Annotated in this window: 10 protein-coding genes; 2 read left to right on the forward strand and 8 right to left on the reverse strand. The window is 63.4% G+C overall.

Features of this window, described 5'->3' with window-relative positions:
• Positions 1-22 precede the first annotated feature (22 nt).
• The 7 genes from BBX50_RS02090 to BBX50_RS02120 all read right to left on the reverse strand — a co-directional run bounded on the left by BBX50_RS02090 (position 23) and on the right by BBX50_RS02120 (position 10,271).
• Positions 23-952: a response regulator transcription factor gene (locus BBX50_RS02090; protein ID WP_065773668.1), complete on the reverse strand. Its 930-nt coding sequence runs from the start codon at positions 950-952 to the stop codon at positions 23-25.
• Entirely contained in the window at positions 939-4,328 is a 3,390-nt protein-coding gene (locus BBX50_RS02095) for an ATP-binding protein (protein ID WP_065773669.1), read from the reverse strand. Before BBX50_RS02095 ends, BBX50_RS02090 begins: the two co-directional genes overlap by 14 nt.
• 192 nt (positions 4,329-4,520) lie before the next feature.
• Complete coding sequence (locus BBX50_RS02100; protein WP_065773670.1) at positions 4,521-5,924, reverse strand: CehA/McbA family metallohydrolase; 1,404 nt, start codon at positions 5,922-5,924, stop codon at positions 4,521-4,523.
• A gap of 7 nt (positions 5,925-5,931) precedes the next feature.
• A complete protein-coding gene (locus BBX50_RS02105; protein WP_065773671.1) occupies positions 5,932-7,035 on the reverse strand; it encodes an ABC transporter ATP-binding protein in 1,104 nt (367 codons plus the stop codon).
• A 13-nt stretch (positions 7,036-7,048) separates the two neighbouring features.
• Entirely contained in the window at positions 7,049-7,879 is an 831-nt protein-coding gene (locus tag BBX50_RS02110; protein WP_065773786.1) for a carbohydrate ABC transporter permease, read from the reverse strand.
• Positions 7,879-8,787, reverse strand: a complete 909-nt coding sequence (locus tag BBX50_RS02115) for a sugar ABC transporter permease (protein WP_065773672.1) — start codon at positions 8,785-8,787, stop codon at positions 7,879-7,881. Before BBX50_RS02115 ends, BBX50_RS02110 begins: the two co-directional genes overlap by 1 nt.
• Before the next feature lie 122 nt (positions 8,788-8,909).
• On the reverse strand, positions 8,910-10,271 hold the full coding sequence (locus BBX50_RS02120; RefSeq protein WP_065773673.1) for an extracellular solute-binding protein: 1,362 nt from the start codon (positions 10,269-10,271) through the stop codon (positions 8,910-8,912).
• Between the two features lie 228 nt (positions 10,272-10,499).
• Between BBX50_RS02120 and BBX50_RS02125 the strand changes: the two genes are divergently transcribed.
• Entirely contained in the window at positions 10,500-11,540 is a 1,041-nt protein-coding gene (locus BBX50_RS02125; protein WP_065773674.1) for a LacI family DNA-binding transcriptional regulator, read from the forward strand.
• A gap of 11 nt (positions 11,541-11,551) precedes the next feature.
• A complete protein-coding gene (locus BBX50_RS02130) occupies positions 11,552-13,489 on the forward strand; it encodes a DUF5054 domain-containing protein (protein ID WP_065773787.1) in 1,938 nt (645 codons plus the stop codon).
• 69 nt (positions 13,490-13,558) lie between these two features.
• On the opposite strand, the gene BBX50_RS02135 is transcribed toward BBX50_RS02130, so the two are convergent.
• A complete protein-coding gene (locus BBX50_RS02135) occupies positions 13,559-14,854 on the reverse strand; it encodes an adenylate/guanylate cyclase domain-containing protein (protein ID WP_065773675.1) in 1,296 nt (431 codons plus the stop codon).
• Between the last annotated feature and the right edge of the window lie 122 nt (positions 14,855-14,976).

Below are 14,976 nucleotides of genomic sequence, written 5' to 3' on the forward strand. Positions count from 1 at the left end.
ATCCGTGCACGACCGTTGCAGCCTAAAGGCCGTGCAGCACCTGGGTTGCCTTGACAGCGGCCGATGCCCGGTTCTCGACGCCGAGTTTCACATAGATCTGCTCGAGATGTTTGGTGACGGTGCGGGCGCTAAGTCCCAAGATCTCTCCGATGTCGCGGTTTGCCTTGCCCTTGGCGATCCACAGCAGCACTTCCGATTCCCGCTGGGTCAGAGAGAAATGCTGCCGCAGCATCTCGTCGTCGGTCAGCCGGTTTTCCGCCGTCAGCCGGAAGAGATACTCGTTCGGGCCGATGGCGCCGAGGAACGATATCTGCAGGTTCGACTGGCCAGGTTGATCGAGCGTGAAGCTGGTTTCGCGCGATGCAGCCGCCTGGTGGCGGGTCTCCATCCAGGTCGCTATGCGTTTGGTGACGGTCGTCAGGCCATCGTCGCGGCCGGTTGCGGCGTTCACGAGACGGGTCGCCTGCGGTGTCGACCAGCGCACGCCGCCATCGCTGCGCACGGCAAGCAGATGACGACCGGCCGCATCGAGGGCGACGCGTGCACTCTGGGCCGAACGCGCGTTGGAGAGATGCACGCGGATGCGTGCCCTAAGTTCGTCGATGTTGATCGGTTTCGTCAGATAGTCGACGCCGCCGGCGTCAAGCGCGTGAACGACATGCTCGGTTTCGGTCAGGCCGGTCATGAAAAGCACCGGTGTCTGGCCGACGGCGGCGTTGGCCTTGAGCCGCCGGCACGTCTCGAAGCCGTCCATGCCCGGCATGACGGCATCGAGCAGGATGACATCCGGGGTGATGCGTTCCGCGATCGAAAGGGCGGCATTGCCCGAGGTGGCGATCAGCACGGAAAAGCCCGACTGCTCCAGTGCCTCGGTCAGAAAACCAAGCGCCTCCGGCGAGTCGTCTACCAGAAGCACGATGTCGCGCCGGTCGTATGCCTCAGTCACGTGCATCGTCTCCTGCTGCCGTTTGACTTTTCAGGAAGGCGTCGTAGCCGGCGAGATCGAAGGCCTGCACATAGGTGCGGGCCGCCTCGGCAAAAGGCTGGTGGTCGGGTTCCAGGGCGATCTCCGTCAGCTTGGCTTCGATGCCCCTGATATAGCCGATCTCTCCGAGGCGGATCAGCTCCTCCACGTGGCGGGTCTCGGGGCGGATCAGCGGCGAAGTCTTTGGCGTTGTGATTTGTGCTTGCGTTTCGTCGCCCTCGTGAACCCATGTCAGGCCCAAATGCAAGGAGAGTTTGTCGGCGAGTTGCCCGACGGCGAAGGGTTTGGCAAGCGTGTCATTGTGGCCGCGGAAGGAGCCCATGGCCGAACCGTCGCCGATATTGGCCGACAGCATGATGATCGGCGCCATTTGTCCCTGTTCGCGCAGCCGCTCAGCGAGTTCCCAGCCGCTCATTCCCGGCATCGAGATATCGATCAGGAACAGGTCAGGGCTGAGGTCTTGGGCGAGCGAGAGGCAATCGATGCCGGATGGCACAGTCATGATTGCAAAGTCCATCGGCGCGAGGATCTCGCGCATCAGGTTGCGGTGGTCGGCATTGTCGTCGACGACGATGACGGTGCGCCGCGGGCCGAGATAGGAGGTGATACGCCGCACGGGCGCTGCGGGGGCGGGGCGGTCGACGGCCGACAACATCAGCCGGACGCGGAAGCTGGTGCCTTCGCCGAGTGTGCTCGTCACGGCGATTTCGCCGCCCAGCGTCTGCGTCAGGAGCCGGGTGATCGTGAGGCCCAGGCCGAGGCCCGGCATGCTGCGGAGGTGCTCCGCCTCTCCACGCTGGAACGGGTCGAAGATGCGCGGCAGATCCTTCTCCGCTATGCCGCGGCCGCTATCGGCAACCGTGAAGGTCGCGACCTGGCTGCGATAGGCGATGTCGAAGCGGATGCCGCCACGCTCGGTAAACTTCAGCGCATTGGACAGCAGATTGACGAGGATCTGGCGTAGGCGCTTCTCGTCCGTCTTCACATAACGTGGCAGGCTGGTCGCGCGCTGGTGCTCGAAGGTAATGCCCTTGGCCTGCGCCTGCGGCCGGAACATCTCGACGATCTGGTCGAGGAAGTCGTGTATGTTGATCTCGTTGGAATAGACCTGCAGCTTGCCGGCCTCGATCTTCGAGATATCCAGCAACCCGTCAATCAGGCCGGAGAGATGATCGGCGCTGCGCTTGATCACTTTGATTGCGCCCTGGCGCGCCGGCGGGATGGTCTCGTCGCGCTCGAGCACCTGGGCATAGCCGAGCACGGCGTTGAGCGGCGTTCGAAGCTCGTGGCTGAGGCCGACGACATAGCGGCTCTTGGCGCGGTTGGCGGCTTCCGCCGTCTCCTTTGCCTGCTGCAGGGCGGCATCGGTCTTCTTGTGGGCGGCGATTTCTTTCAGCAGCAGGGTGTTCTGGCGCGAGGATTCTTCCTCGGCGACCACGCGGCTGTCGTGCGCCAGCACGTAGAACCACGAAACGATGCCGGCAAGCACCGCAAAGACGAAGAAGACGACCGCCACCGTGCGTTCGACCACCGCGGCGACCTCGGGGGATGAGCCCCCCGTCTGATGCGCGATCATAGCCAGGATCAGGCCGATGCCGGCAATCGAGAGGATCGCCGAGATTGCGTAACGGCCGAGGCGCGTCGCCAGCTTCTCCGTAACGGTGCGCGGCAGCAGTGTGTTGGCGACGGTTGCGACCTGGGCGTTGAAGCGCGCCTTCGGCTTGCACATGTCGTGGCAGCGGCTGTCGAGCGAGCAGCAGAGCGAACAGATCGGCGCGGCATAGGCCGGGCACCAGGCCATGTCCTCCGGTTCGAACGGGTGTTCGCAGATCGAACAGGTAATTTCGGTCAGGTTTGCCCAGCTTCGGCGCGGTTTGCGGGCGAGATAGAATTTGCCGTCTGTCAACCAGGCGATCAGCGGCGAGGCGACGAAGGCAACGACGAGGGCAATGTAGGGGGCGAGCGAGGCGGCGATATCGCCGAAGGCGCCGAAATGCGCTGTCAGCGCCACCGTCGCCGAAATCGCCATGGCGCCGAGTCCTACGGGGTTGATGTCGTAGAGGTGGGCGCGCTTGAACTCGATGCCCGGCGGCGATAGGCCGAGCGGCTTGTTGACGAAGAGATCAGCCGAAATGGTGCAGAGCCAGGCCATGGCGATGATCGAGAAGACGCCGAGCGTTTCCTCGAGCAGCCGGTAGATGCCGAGTTCCATCAGAAGCAGCGCGATCGCGACGTTGAAGACCAGCCAGACGACGCGGCCGGGGTGGCTGTGGGTGAGCCGCGAGAAGAAGTTCGACCAGGCAAGCGACCCGGCATAGGCGTTCATGACGTTGATCTTCAGCTGCGACACGACGACGAAGGCGACCATCAGGAGCAGTGCGGCCGTTTCGGACGGGATCATGTAGCCGAAGGCGGTGTAGTACATCTGCGCCGGATCGGCAGCCCTGGTCGAGGGCACACCGGCCGAGAGCGCCAGCACCACAAGGAAGGACCCGGCGAGCAGTTTCGGCGCACCGACGATCACCCAGCCGGAACCGGCAAGGAAGACGGCGATGCGATGGTGCAACTTGCGCTGGCCGTCCGGCGGCAGGAAGCGCAGGAAATCGACCTGCTCGCCGATCTGTGCCATCAGCGCGAAGATCACGGCAGACGCCGCGCCGAACTCGACGAGATCGAAAGGCGCGATCGTGCCCGGCGGCCCCGACGCGTGATGAATGCCGGAATAGGCAAGCCACGCGCCGACCTTCTCCCAATCAGCGAAGGCGATGAAGACGAAGGGCAGGATGTTGAGCACGATCCAGAATGGCTGTGTCACCAGCTGGAACTTGCTGATCAGCCGCACGCCATGGGTGACGAGCGGGATGACCATGACGGCGCTGACGATGTAGCCGATCCACAAGGGGATGCCGAGCGCCAGCTCGAGCGCGCCCGACATGATCGACGCTTCGATGGCAAAGAGGATGAAGGTGAAGCTCGCATAGATCAGCGACGTCAGCGTCGAGCCGATATAGCCGAAGCTTGCGCCGCGGGTGAGCAGGTCGATGTCGACGCCATGGCGGATGGCGTAGCGGCTGATCGGCAGCCCGACCGTCAGGATCATCAGGCTCGCGACCAGGATCGCGATGATCGCATTGGTCGTGCCATAGGACATGGTGATGGCGCCGCCGATGGCTTCCAGCGCCAGAAAGGAGATCGCGCCGATCGCTGTTTGCGAGATGCGTTCGGAGGAAAAGCGCCGCGCGCTCTTGGCGGTGAAGCGCAGCGCATAGTCTTCCAGTGTCTGGTTGGCGACCCAACGATTGTATTCCCGCCTGACGGGAATGATGCGCTGGCGTGCCGCCATGGGGTTCCTAACGTGCCGTCGAGAGAGAGTCTGCCTTTTTTCTTAGCACGGAAGTTTTCTGCTTAAAATTGCTGCAATCGAGAAAACGTGCGTTGCAGCACGGAAAATCCGCGCCACCCGGCTTCGGCCGTCAATGCACCGAGCGGGATGGGCGCTCATACCGTATCGGGGAGCCTCGAACGCCGCACGCCGCTAGTTGGGCTGGCAATACGCGGGATTGCTGATCGCGCGCCGGATGATCCGGCTTGAGAGGTCGTTCTCCGAGAGTTGCCAGGGCAAGGCCTTTCCGGGAAGCGCCTCCCGAAATGTCTCGATGATCACCTTCCGGTTCTCGACAGCAACGATCTCGGCGCGAAGGAAAAGCGTGGGCGATCCGGCATAGCGGCCGGTCCAATCATCGGCTTCGATCGTCTGCTCGCCAACGATGCCGGAGGCATCGAGCCATACGAGCGTGTCGCCCTTGGCGCCGCGAACCAATGCCTCTGCGGTTACCGGGCCGGTGATGGTCGCTCCCATCGGTGCGCCATTGGCGGTAAGCTCCAGATGCGGCCCTGTCGGGCCCTCCGTCACATAGCCGCGGCCGGCTCTCATGGCGCCGAGCGTCGCCTCTTCCGAGAGCTCTTCCATGTAAAGGACGGTCGTCGGGCGCGCGAGCACCAGCGGACCTTCGGGCATCAGACGCGCCGGCTGGTGAAAGTCGCTGCCGCCGATGGCCGAGATCTTCAGACCGGAGGCGAGGCGCTGCTGATAGCGCTCCAGCGACACCCAGTTCCAGGCAAGCCAGTGCGACTGCCAAACCTCCATGCAGTCGATCTCGGGCAGGTCGTAGTCCCAGGGGATCGTCGGCTTGTCGTGGTTGATCGACAGCAGGCCGCCGCGCTCGTGCACCAGCCGCGCCAGCGTATGGGCGTGTTCGGGCTTCGTCATGCGGAAATCGATCCAGTCATCGACGCCGAACACATTGGCGTGCCCGACGGCGGTGGTGATTTCCGTGGCGCGCACGAAGACGAGTTCGGCGGAGGAATGTGGATGGAAGTAGCGCCGCTGCGTGATGGTGTTGTGGTCGGCGACCGCGAGAAAATCGAGGCCTGCCTGCCGTGCGGCAGCGTGCAGCAGCTCAGGGGAGCCCGCCGCATCCGAGTGGAACGTGTGGCAGTGAAGGTCGCCGCGATACCAGCCGGCCCCCATTCGGACCGGAAACTGTCGCGCCGGCTGCGGTGCGACTTCACGCGGGCTCCTGTCGTAGTCAACGGTCACGAGCGCCTCGACGCCGCCTTCTGGGATCTTGTAGAGGCCGAGCATGACCTTCCATCGCCCGAACCGTATCTCGCCATGGATATAGCCGGGGGTGGCGTCGTCGGTGGCGACGAAGAAGCGGTCGCGCGCGCCACCGCTCCAGCCGCGAAAGCCTTGGTCGGTCGGATAATCGATTGCTCTCGGATCGAGCACGCCGAGGTCGATGATGCACTGCTCAGACTTCGGATAGCTGAGCGTCACGTCGATGCGCGTCACGCCTTCGGGCACGTCGAAGGGCACGTAGAAGTACGGATTTTCGGCTTGGTCCTTGCGGCTGATCCGCACGGTGAAGGTCTGCATGGTGGCCTCAGCGCTCGTCGGCTGCCGGTATACGCGCGCCGCTGTCGTCGAAGAGGGTGATGTGTCTGGCGTCAAAGGCGAGATGCACGGAGGTCCCGACCTTGATCTCATCATCGGTGAAGATGCGCGCGGTGACGCGGCCATTGTCGCCGCGCTCGAGGGTCACGAGGCTTTCCGGCCCCATGTTTTCGTTGGCGAAGAGTTCGCCGGAAACCACGTTCTGGTCGCCCGCCACTGCAATGCGCAGATGTTCGGGGCGCACCCCGAGCGTCATCCTGCCTGATTTCGCAGCCTTGGCGATCACGTCGGTGAGCGCGATCGGCGCAAGCTGCAGGCCGTTGGCTCTGAGAAGCAGGGCGCCTTCGCCGATCGATACTTCAACCGGGACCAGGTTCATCGGCGGGTTGCCGACGAAATTGGCGACGAAGGTTGTCGCCGGCCGGCGATAGATCTCGATCGGCGGCGCGAACTGCACGATGCGGCCCTTGTCCATGACGGCGATGCGGGTCGCAAGCGCCATGGCCTCCGCCTGGTCGTGGGTGACGTAGACGGCGGTCATACCCATGTCGCGCTGCAGGTGGTTGAGGAAGCCGCGGGCTTCGAGGCGCAATTTCGCATCGAGATTCGAAAGCGGCTCGTCGAAGAGGTAGACCTCGCTCGGGTACACGAGCGCGCGGGCCAGCGACGTGCGCTGCTGCTGGCCGCCGGAAATCTGGCTCGGCAGGCGCTTCAGGAGGTCGCCGATCTTCAAGACGTCGGCCACTTCCTTGGCGCGGGCGTGGCGCCTGGTTTCCTGCTCGCCGCGCACCTTCAAGGGGTAGGCGATGTTGTCGGCGATGTTCATGTGCGGATAGAGCGCATAGTCCTGGAAGACCATGGAGATGCCGCGATCCTTCGGGTGCAGATAGGTGACGTCGCGGCCGCCGATCATCACTCGGCCGGAAGAGGGCGTTTCCAGGCCGGCGATCATGCGCAAACTCGTCGTCTTGCCGCAGCCGGAGGGGCCGAGCAGGCAGATGAATTCGCCGTCGGCGATCTGGAAACTGATGTCGGGCACGGCGACGAAAGCGCCGAAGCTCTTGGAGATGTTCTGGAATTCGACAGAGGCCATGGCGGGTTTCCGATTACGACTTGATGCCACCGAAGAACCGGAAACCGAATTTCCAATTCACGAAAAGATAGAGGGCAACGACGGGCAGGGAGTAGATCAGCGAATAGGCGGCAAGCAGCGTGACGATCGGCGTGCCGGCCTCCGAATAGAAGGAGTAGATGGCGACCGACGCCGGCATCAGCTTGTCGCTGCGCAAGAGGATGAAGGGGATGAGGAAGCTGCCCCAGATGTTGACGAAGGCCCAGACGAGGACCACGACGATGCCGGGCCGGATGACCGGCAGCGCGACGTCGAAGAAGGCCTGCAGCGGCGAGGCGCCGGCGACCATGGCGCTTTCTTCGTATGACCGTGGAATGGCGTCGATGAAATCGCGAAGAATGAACATCGCGGTCGGCAAGAGCCCGCCGGCAAAGACGAGAATGACGGCGAGATGGGTGTCGATCAGGCCTGCGGCCGAGATGATCAGGAAGATCGGCACCATTGCAGCCGAACCTGAAACCACCGAGGAGAAGAGCAGCAGGATGTAGGTGACGGCGCCCTTGCCGGGGATCGGCGATCGCGACAGCGCATAAGCCGCAAGCGTTGCCGCCGCGCCGACCAGAACCACACCGCCTGCCGCCTGGATCAGGCTGTTGAGCAACGCCTGCATGGCGAAGGTGTTCTGGAAGACGGTGGCGAAGTTCGACAGCGTGAAGGGCGAGGGGATCGCGAGACCGAGTTCCGCGCGGGCGTTGAAAGGTGCGAAGACGAACCAGACGAGCGGCAGCGCGAACACGGTGCCGAGGAAGGTGGCGGCGGCTGAAAAGACTGTGCGCCGCATGAAGATATTGGGAGCTTTCCGCATCATTCCGCCTCCACCGGCTTCTTGTGGGCAAGGCGAAGGTAGACGAGTGCGAACGCCAGGTTGATCAGCATGATGACGACGCCGACGGCAGCACCCTTGCCGAACTCGAAGTCCTTGAAGGCGATGCGGTAGGTGTAGATCGAGAGGATCTCGGTGCGGTAGGACGGTCCGCCATGGGTGAGCAGGAAGGGCGTAAAGACGTTGAAGGTCCACATGGTGATGAGGATCAGGTCCGTGACGACATGACCGCGGATCAGCGGCAGCGCGATGTCGCGCAGCTTCTGCCAGGAGGTGGCGCCGGCGACGTCGGCGGCCTGGAAGTAGCTCGGCGGGATCGACTGGAAGGCCGAGTTGAACAGCATCATCGAGAAGGCGGCACCCCGCCAGGTGTTGAAAAACACGATCACCCAGAACGGCTGCTGCAGCAGCCAGTCGCCGGGCGGCAGGCCGAGGCCGCGCATGATCATGTTCAAGGTGCCGTTGTCGTAGTCGAGAAAGGCGAACCAGGCGAAGCCGATCACCACTTCCGGCAGGATCCAGGCGGCGATGACGGCGGTCTGCAGGAAGGATTTGAGCGTCGGCGTCACCGATTGGCTGAGCCAAGCAAGCAGCAAACCGAGAAGCGCCTGCCCGATCAGTGCCGAAAGCAGCACGAACTGGATGGTCAGGATCAGCGAAAAGCCGAACTGGCCGCGGGTGAAGAAGGTGGCGGGATTGAAGAGCGCGAAATAGTTCTGCAAGCCGACGAAGTCAGGGTCGACGGCCGTCCGCCCGAGCAGCGTTCGGTTGGTGAAGGAAACGATGATCACCCAGAAGAAGGGAATGATGACGAAGACCCCGACGAGGGCGGTTGCTGGTGCCAGGAAAAGCGCGCCGGCGCGCGTCGAAAGCAGGGAGAATTTCTTCATGCGCGTTTATGCCCGTGTCCTGGATCGGGAGCCCGGCCGCTGACGGCAGCCGGGCGCTCTGTCGTTGGATCAAGCGGGACAAGGTGAAGGCGGTATGTCTTCGCCCTCATCCCGCAATGGCGTTAGAGCGTGCTGACGGTGTTTTCTTCGCCGACGATGGCGATGACCGCTGCCTTGTATTGCGCCATTGCGTCCTCAGGCGAGAGTTCGCCGGAGACGACGCTTTCGGTCATGCGTTGGATCTCGGTCGAGACCTTGTTGTAGTTGGCGTCGTTGGGACGCGCGGTGGTGATCGGCAAAAGCGTCGTTGCCGTCTCGGTCAGGAACGGCGAGTTCGGGATCGCGACGTCATCGCGGATGCGGATGGCCGGCTGGATCTGCTGGAATGCGGTGAGCTGGTCCTTGCTGTTCATGAAGGAGAGCAGCGCCCAGGATTCGGCTGGTGCATCGGTATGCGGATTGATCACGAAGCCGGTGCCGCCCGACATGGTGACGAAGTCCTGGCCGCGTAGACCCTTGCCGGGTGCCGCCGCCGGCATCTTCTTCCAGGTCATGACATTGTCGCGATCGGCAACGGCGAATTCGGCCCCGGGGGCGGTCACCGAGCGATAGAACCAGTCGCCTTCGACGAGCATCGCTGTCTTGCCGTCGCGGAAATTGGCGAAAGTACGGTTGCGGCCGTCGGCAAGCAGCTGGGCGCGCTGGTCGCCGAGCTTGTCGTCGACATAGATGGTCTTGTAGAGCTTCAGCGTGTCGAGAATGCCCTGGCTCGAAACGATGTATTTGCCGCTGTCGTCGGTGACCTGCTCACCGGTGCCGAGCAGCGCCATCCAGTAGCCCTGCATCGTCGTCGCCTCGCCCATCGAGACACCGGCATTGAGCTGCAGTGGGAAGCTCTCAGGTGCTGCCGCCTTGATCTTGCGGGCGGCGTCGAGCAGTTCGTCCCATGACTTCGGCTGCCAGTCGTCGGCGTTGAGGCCTGCCGCCTTGAACAGATCCTTGCGCACGAAGATCATGCGCGCATCCGTGCCGAGCGCGATGCCGTAGGGCTTGCCCTGGTAGCTCATAAGGGCTTTCGTGCCGTCGGAAATATGCTGCCAGCCTTCCCATTTGGGAACGTCGGGACCGGCAACCTCTTCCAGCGATTTCAGGAGATTGCCCTGAACGAAGCTCGGGATCAGGAAGCCGTCGAAGCCGGAGACATCAGGGCCGGCGCCGGTCGAAAAGTCGAGCGCGAGCTGCTGCGTCAGCTGCTCGTCTTCACCGCCGAACTGGGTGAGCTTGACGGTCACGTCCTTGCCTTCGGCCTTCATCTTCTCGGTGAAGGCCGGAATGACCTTCTGCTCGATCCACTCGGCCATGCCACTGTTGACGCCGCCGATGACGCAGCGGCAGGTGATGTTGAGTTCGGTGGCGCTCACCGGCGCGGCAAAGGCAATGGCCGCGGCGGCGCTGAGCAATAGGGAATGAAACCTGGTACGCATGTTTTCTCCTCCCGGTGGTCCTCTTCGGACCCAATGTCTGGTGCGACAGTCCGGCCCTCCTCCAGGTCCGGCGTCCCGACGATGATCAAGAATGAACACGCTTTCATTTTTGTCAACATGGATCATCCGTTCTTTCTGTGATCGTCGCGAGAATTCCTATTCCACTTGACGAATTCGCCGACTTGCTCTCTTTTGTGAATGAACACGTTTTCATTTTGTGACGAATAGATGAACGATCGCGCCGACAAGAAAGCCGCTCGAGCCACCGCAGACCAGGTGGCGCGCGAAGCCAATGTTTCCCGTGTCGCGGTGTCCCGCGCCTTCAATCCGAACGCTTCGCTGAAGCCGGAAAAGCGCGACCGTATCCTGCAGGTGGCGCGGGAACTGAACTACACCCCGGACATGGCGGCCCGTTCGCTTGTTACCGGTCGCTCGCATCTCGTCGGCATGATCGTGCCCGACGTCTGCAGCCCCTGGGAGAGCCAGGAAATCGATGCGCTGACGACGGCGCTCCAGGCGGAGGGCTTCGCGACGCTGCTCTTCAAGGTGAAGGCCGATTTCAGCATGGACCCGCGCCTGCTCACCTACATGCGCGGCTTCAATCCGGATTCAGTGATCGCCTTTACCGAGAACATTTTGCCGGATGTGCTCTGCGGTTTTCTCGACCGCGCCGTGCCGATCTACGTGATCTATGACGACGTGAAACAGTTCGCGGGGGCTGCTTCCGGCACGCTCTACGACCGGCTGCTCGTTCGGCAGAAGAACGGCATCGCGCAGGCCGTGGCGCTGCTTCAGGGCTATGGCGCGCGCCGCATCGCCTATCTCGGCGGCAAGGCGCAGTCGCTGGCCAATGCCGAGCGCGAGCGCACGCTGAAGGAGACGCTTGCCGAACGCGGCATGGACGCGCCGATCGTGCTTGCGGGCGACTACACCTATGACACCGCCTATCAGGCGACGCTCGATCTCTTCCGCATTGGCGACGGGGCTGACGCGATCTTCGCGGCCAATGACGTCGGCGCCTTCGGGGCGATCGATGCGCTGCGTCACGAGCTTGGCCTTTCCGTGCCCGACGACGTCAAGGTCGTCGGCTTCGACGACATCCCGCAGGCGCACTGGAAGAGCTACAACCTCACCACCGTGCGCATCGATCTTGACGAGCGCGTGCGCGCACTCGTGCGCCTGATCCTCATGCGGCTTCGGGCACCCGATGCCGAGCCGCTGACCGAGACACTCAACACCCGCCTGATCGTGCGGGGCACCGTCGGCTGAAGGTAATGAACATGACCGAAAAGCGCATTCACGTCGTCTTCAAGACTCATCTGGACATCGGCTTTACCGATCACGCCGAGAAGATCCGCCAGCAATATCACGAGCGCTTCATTCCGCAGGCGATCGAGACCGGCGCGCATTTCCATAACGAGAACCCGGACGAACCGATGTTCATCTGGACGACCGGCGCCTGGTTGATCTGGGACCATCTTCATTCGCGCTCGAAGCAAGAGGTCGCGCGGCTGGAGCAGGCGATCGAGCGCGGTCTGATCCGCTGGCACGCGCTTCCCTTCACCACGCATACGGAGCTGATGTCGCCAGACTTGTTTGGGGCAGGGCTTTCCTATGCGCAGGAACTCGATCGGCGCTTCGGCCTGAAGACGATCGCCGCCAAGATGACCGACGTGCCCGGCCACACGCTCGGTATGGTGCCGCTGCTTGCGGAAGCGGGGGTGCGCTTCCTGCATATCGGCGTGAACTCTGCCTCGCCGCCGCCGGAAATTCCCGACGTTTTCCGCTGGCGGGCGCCTGATGGCGCGGAAATCGTCGTCATGTACCAGCGCTCCTATGGCGAAACCTATTTCCCCGAAGGCCTTTCGGACGGCCTGAGCTTTGCCCATACGAGCGACAATATCGGCCCGCAGAGCGTGTCGCAGGCGGCAGAGGCTTACCGCGATATCTTGAGGCATGAGCCTGGCGCCACCGTGTGCGCCGCGACGCTTGAAGACTACGGCAAACTGATGTGGGAGGCGCGCGAGCGCTTCCCGATCGTCGAAAAGGAACTCGGCGACAGCTGGATCCACGGCAGCGGCACCGATCCGGAAAAGATCGCCCGCTATCTGGCGCTGCAGCGGCTCTATGGTCGCTTTGCCGAGGAGCGGATGACGGCGAGCCGGCAGGCCTTCGGACGCAAGCTGACGCTTGTCGCCGAACACACCTGCGGTGTCGACATCAAATCCTTCCTGCGCGACGAAAAGGCCTGGGCGCGTCCGGCTTTCGAGGCGGCGCGAAAGACGGACCCGCGTTTCCACTATACCGAAGCGTCCTGGGCGGAGCAGCGCGCCTATCTCGACCAGGCGGTCGCGGAACTGGACGGCGAGGATGCGGCGCGCGCTAGAGCGGCGCTTGGTGATCTTGCCATCCCGGCGCGACCTGAACCCACCCACGCCGTCACGCGGCTCGATGTCGGCGGCTGGATCATCGATCTTGATCCGGCAACAGGCGACGTCGCCGCGCTGACAGCGCCGGACGGCCGGACGATCCGTGGCGCCGACGGTTCGTTGATCGCCTATCGCTATGAAAGCTATGACGCCGGCGACGTGCGCCGCCACATGGACACCTACCTGACCCAGTGGATGGACTGGGCGGTGCTCGACCACGACAAGCCGGGTCTCGCTGCGGTTGCCGAGGCACGCTCGCAAGCCTATCGCCCGGAGCTTCGTGGCATGACGGCCACGTCCATCCTTGCGGCCATGCCGGCCGAAGCGGTGGAGCGGTTCGGTGCACCGGCGGAGATTGCACTGGCGTTCTCGGCGGCAGAAAACGGCCTCGACATCCGGTTGACGCTTTATGGCAAGAGCGCCAACCGCATGCCGGAGGCGAGCTTCCTGTCGTTCACGCCCGAAGGGCGCTCCGCCTGGCGCGTGCGCAAGATGGGGCTGTGGCACGCAACCGACAATTTCGCCCGTGCCGGCGGTGCGCAGCTGCAGGCGGTCACGGCTGTTCGCGGGCAGACGGAAGGGGGCGCGGAACTGCTGGTCGAGAACCTCGACACGCCGCTGGTCGCGCCGCAGACATGGCCGTTCATGGCCTTCTGCAAGGACCTGCCCGATTATTCCGCCGGTATCCGCTTCAACATCCACAACAACAAATGGGGTACCAATTTCCCGATGTGGTGGGGCGGCGACTTCACCACGCGCTTCAAGCTCAGCGTCAGCGAACCGGGATAGGATGCGCCGCCGGGCCCGGCGTCGGTATTGCGTGCGTTCTGGGAACCGCGCGACGGTGACGTGCAGCGGTCACCGCTCGTGGGCGGCTTGCGCAGAGCCGATCTCATGCGCGGCGGATATGCCGGTGCCGCGGGGCAGATAGCAGACATCGACCGGGAGCCTGCGTCCGGGAAGGGAAACATCGTTCTGCATCGTCCAGTTGGCGGGCGGAACCGGGGCTCTGAGCCGGGCCATCAGCGCGGCTGACACCACCAGCGGCGCGTCGAGCGATTTGGACAGGCTCTCCAGGCGCTGGGCGACGTTGACCGCGTCGCCAATGACGGTGAACTCGCTGTGGCAGCCGCTGTCGAGCACTCCGCCGACGACCTTGCCGTAATGCAGCCCGATGCCGGCATCGAGGGCGGGGTGGCCGTGCCGCGCGCTGTGGTTCTTCCAGTCGTTGAGTGCGTCCACCAGATCCAGCGCACAGGCCATCGCCCGATCCGCGTCGTCGTCCATCGGCCTTGGCTGACCGAAAACGGCCATCACGCCGTCGCCGATGAATTTGTCGACGGTGCCGCCATGTTCGAAGATCGTCTGCGAGACGAGCTGGCGATACTCGGCGAGAACGAAGGCGAGTTCAGGAGCAGGTGCCGCCTCGGCAAACAGGGTGAAATCGCGCAGGTCGACGAACATGATCGCCGCGTCTCGGCGTTCGAGGCCGAGTGCATCGCCTTTTTCCTGTAGCGCCGAAACCACCAGCGGCGAGAAAAACCGGGAGAGGTTCTGGCGCCGCTGATCGGCTTTCAGCGCCTCCTTGCGGGTGCGGTCGTGGTCGCGTGCCAGAAGATAGATGGCAAAGGCGGTGAAGCCGAAGCTGACGGTCAGGCCGAGATCCTGGTTGAAGAACGATCCGAGCAGGGAAAGCGTGCCGGCGGCCTGATGCCGCGCGGCAGTCATTGCGAGCATTGCCACCCAGGCAACGAGCACGATGCTTGAAAAAATGAGAACAAGCCGCCGTTCGAGCTTCAGGCCGACGTGGACGAGCAGGATGAAGGCGACGACGAGGCTGGTGGTCGTCAGGTTGTGGTTTTCCGTCACCGGCCCGGCGAGGATGTGGGCGGAGAGCAGCAGCGCGACCAAGAGCGCGTCGAGAACGACGAAAAACGTCTTCAGCCACGAGCGGTCGGGCAGGTAGCGTGCCATTGCCACGGAGGCGATGCTGATCACGAGGTAGCTGACAACGACGATCCAGTGCATATGCTCGGCACCTTCGTTGCCGCCGAGCAGGAGGTTTGCGAGCAGGATGGCAAAGGCGACGAAACGAAGCAGGATCGACCGCATCTCGCGGGCGAAGTCCCAGTGTGGGTGCAGTGAAGACGTCATGCTGTCGGCCCTGAGATTTGAAACATCCTGCCCTCGGTGCCAGCGCGACCGTCGTTATCGCATGCCGGCATTGCTGACAGTCGGTTCGCGCCGAATCTGTGGCGCGGCGCGACGGTCAGCCT

Source organism: Ensifer sp. LC11 (assembly GCF_001695835.1).
Taxonomy (GTDB): domain Bacteria; phylum Pseudomonadota; class Alphaproteobacteria; order Rhizobiales; family Rhizobiaceae; genus Ensifer.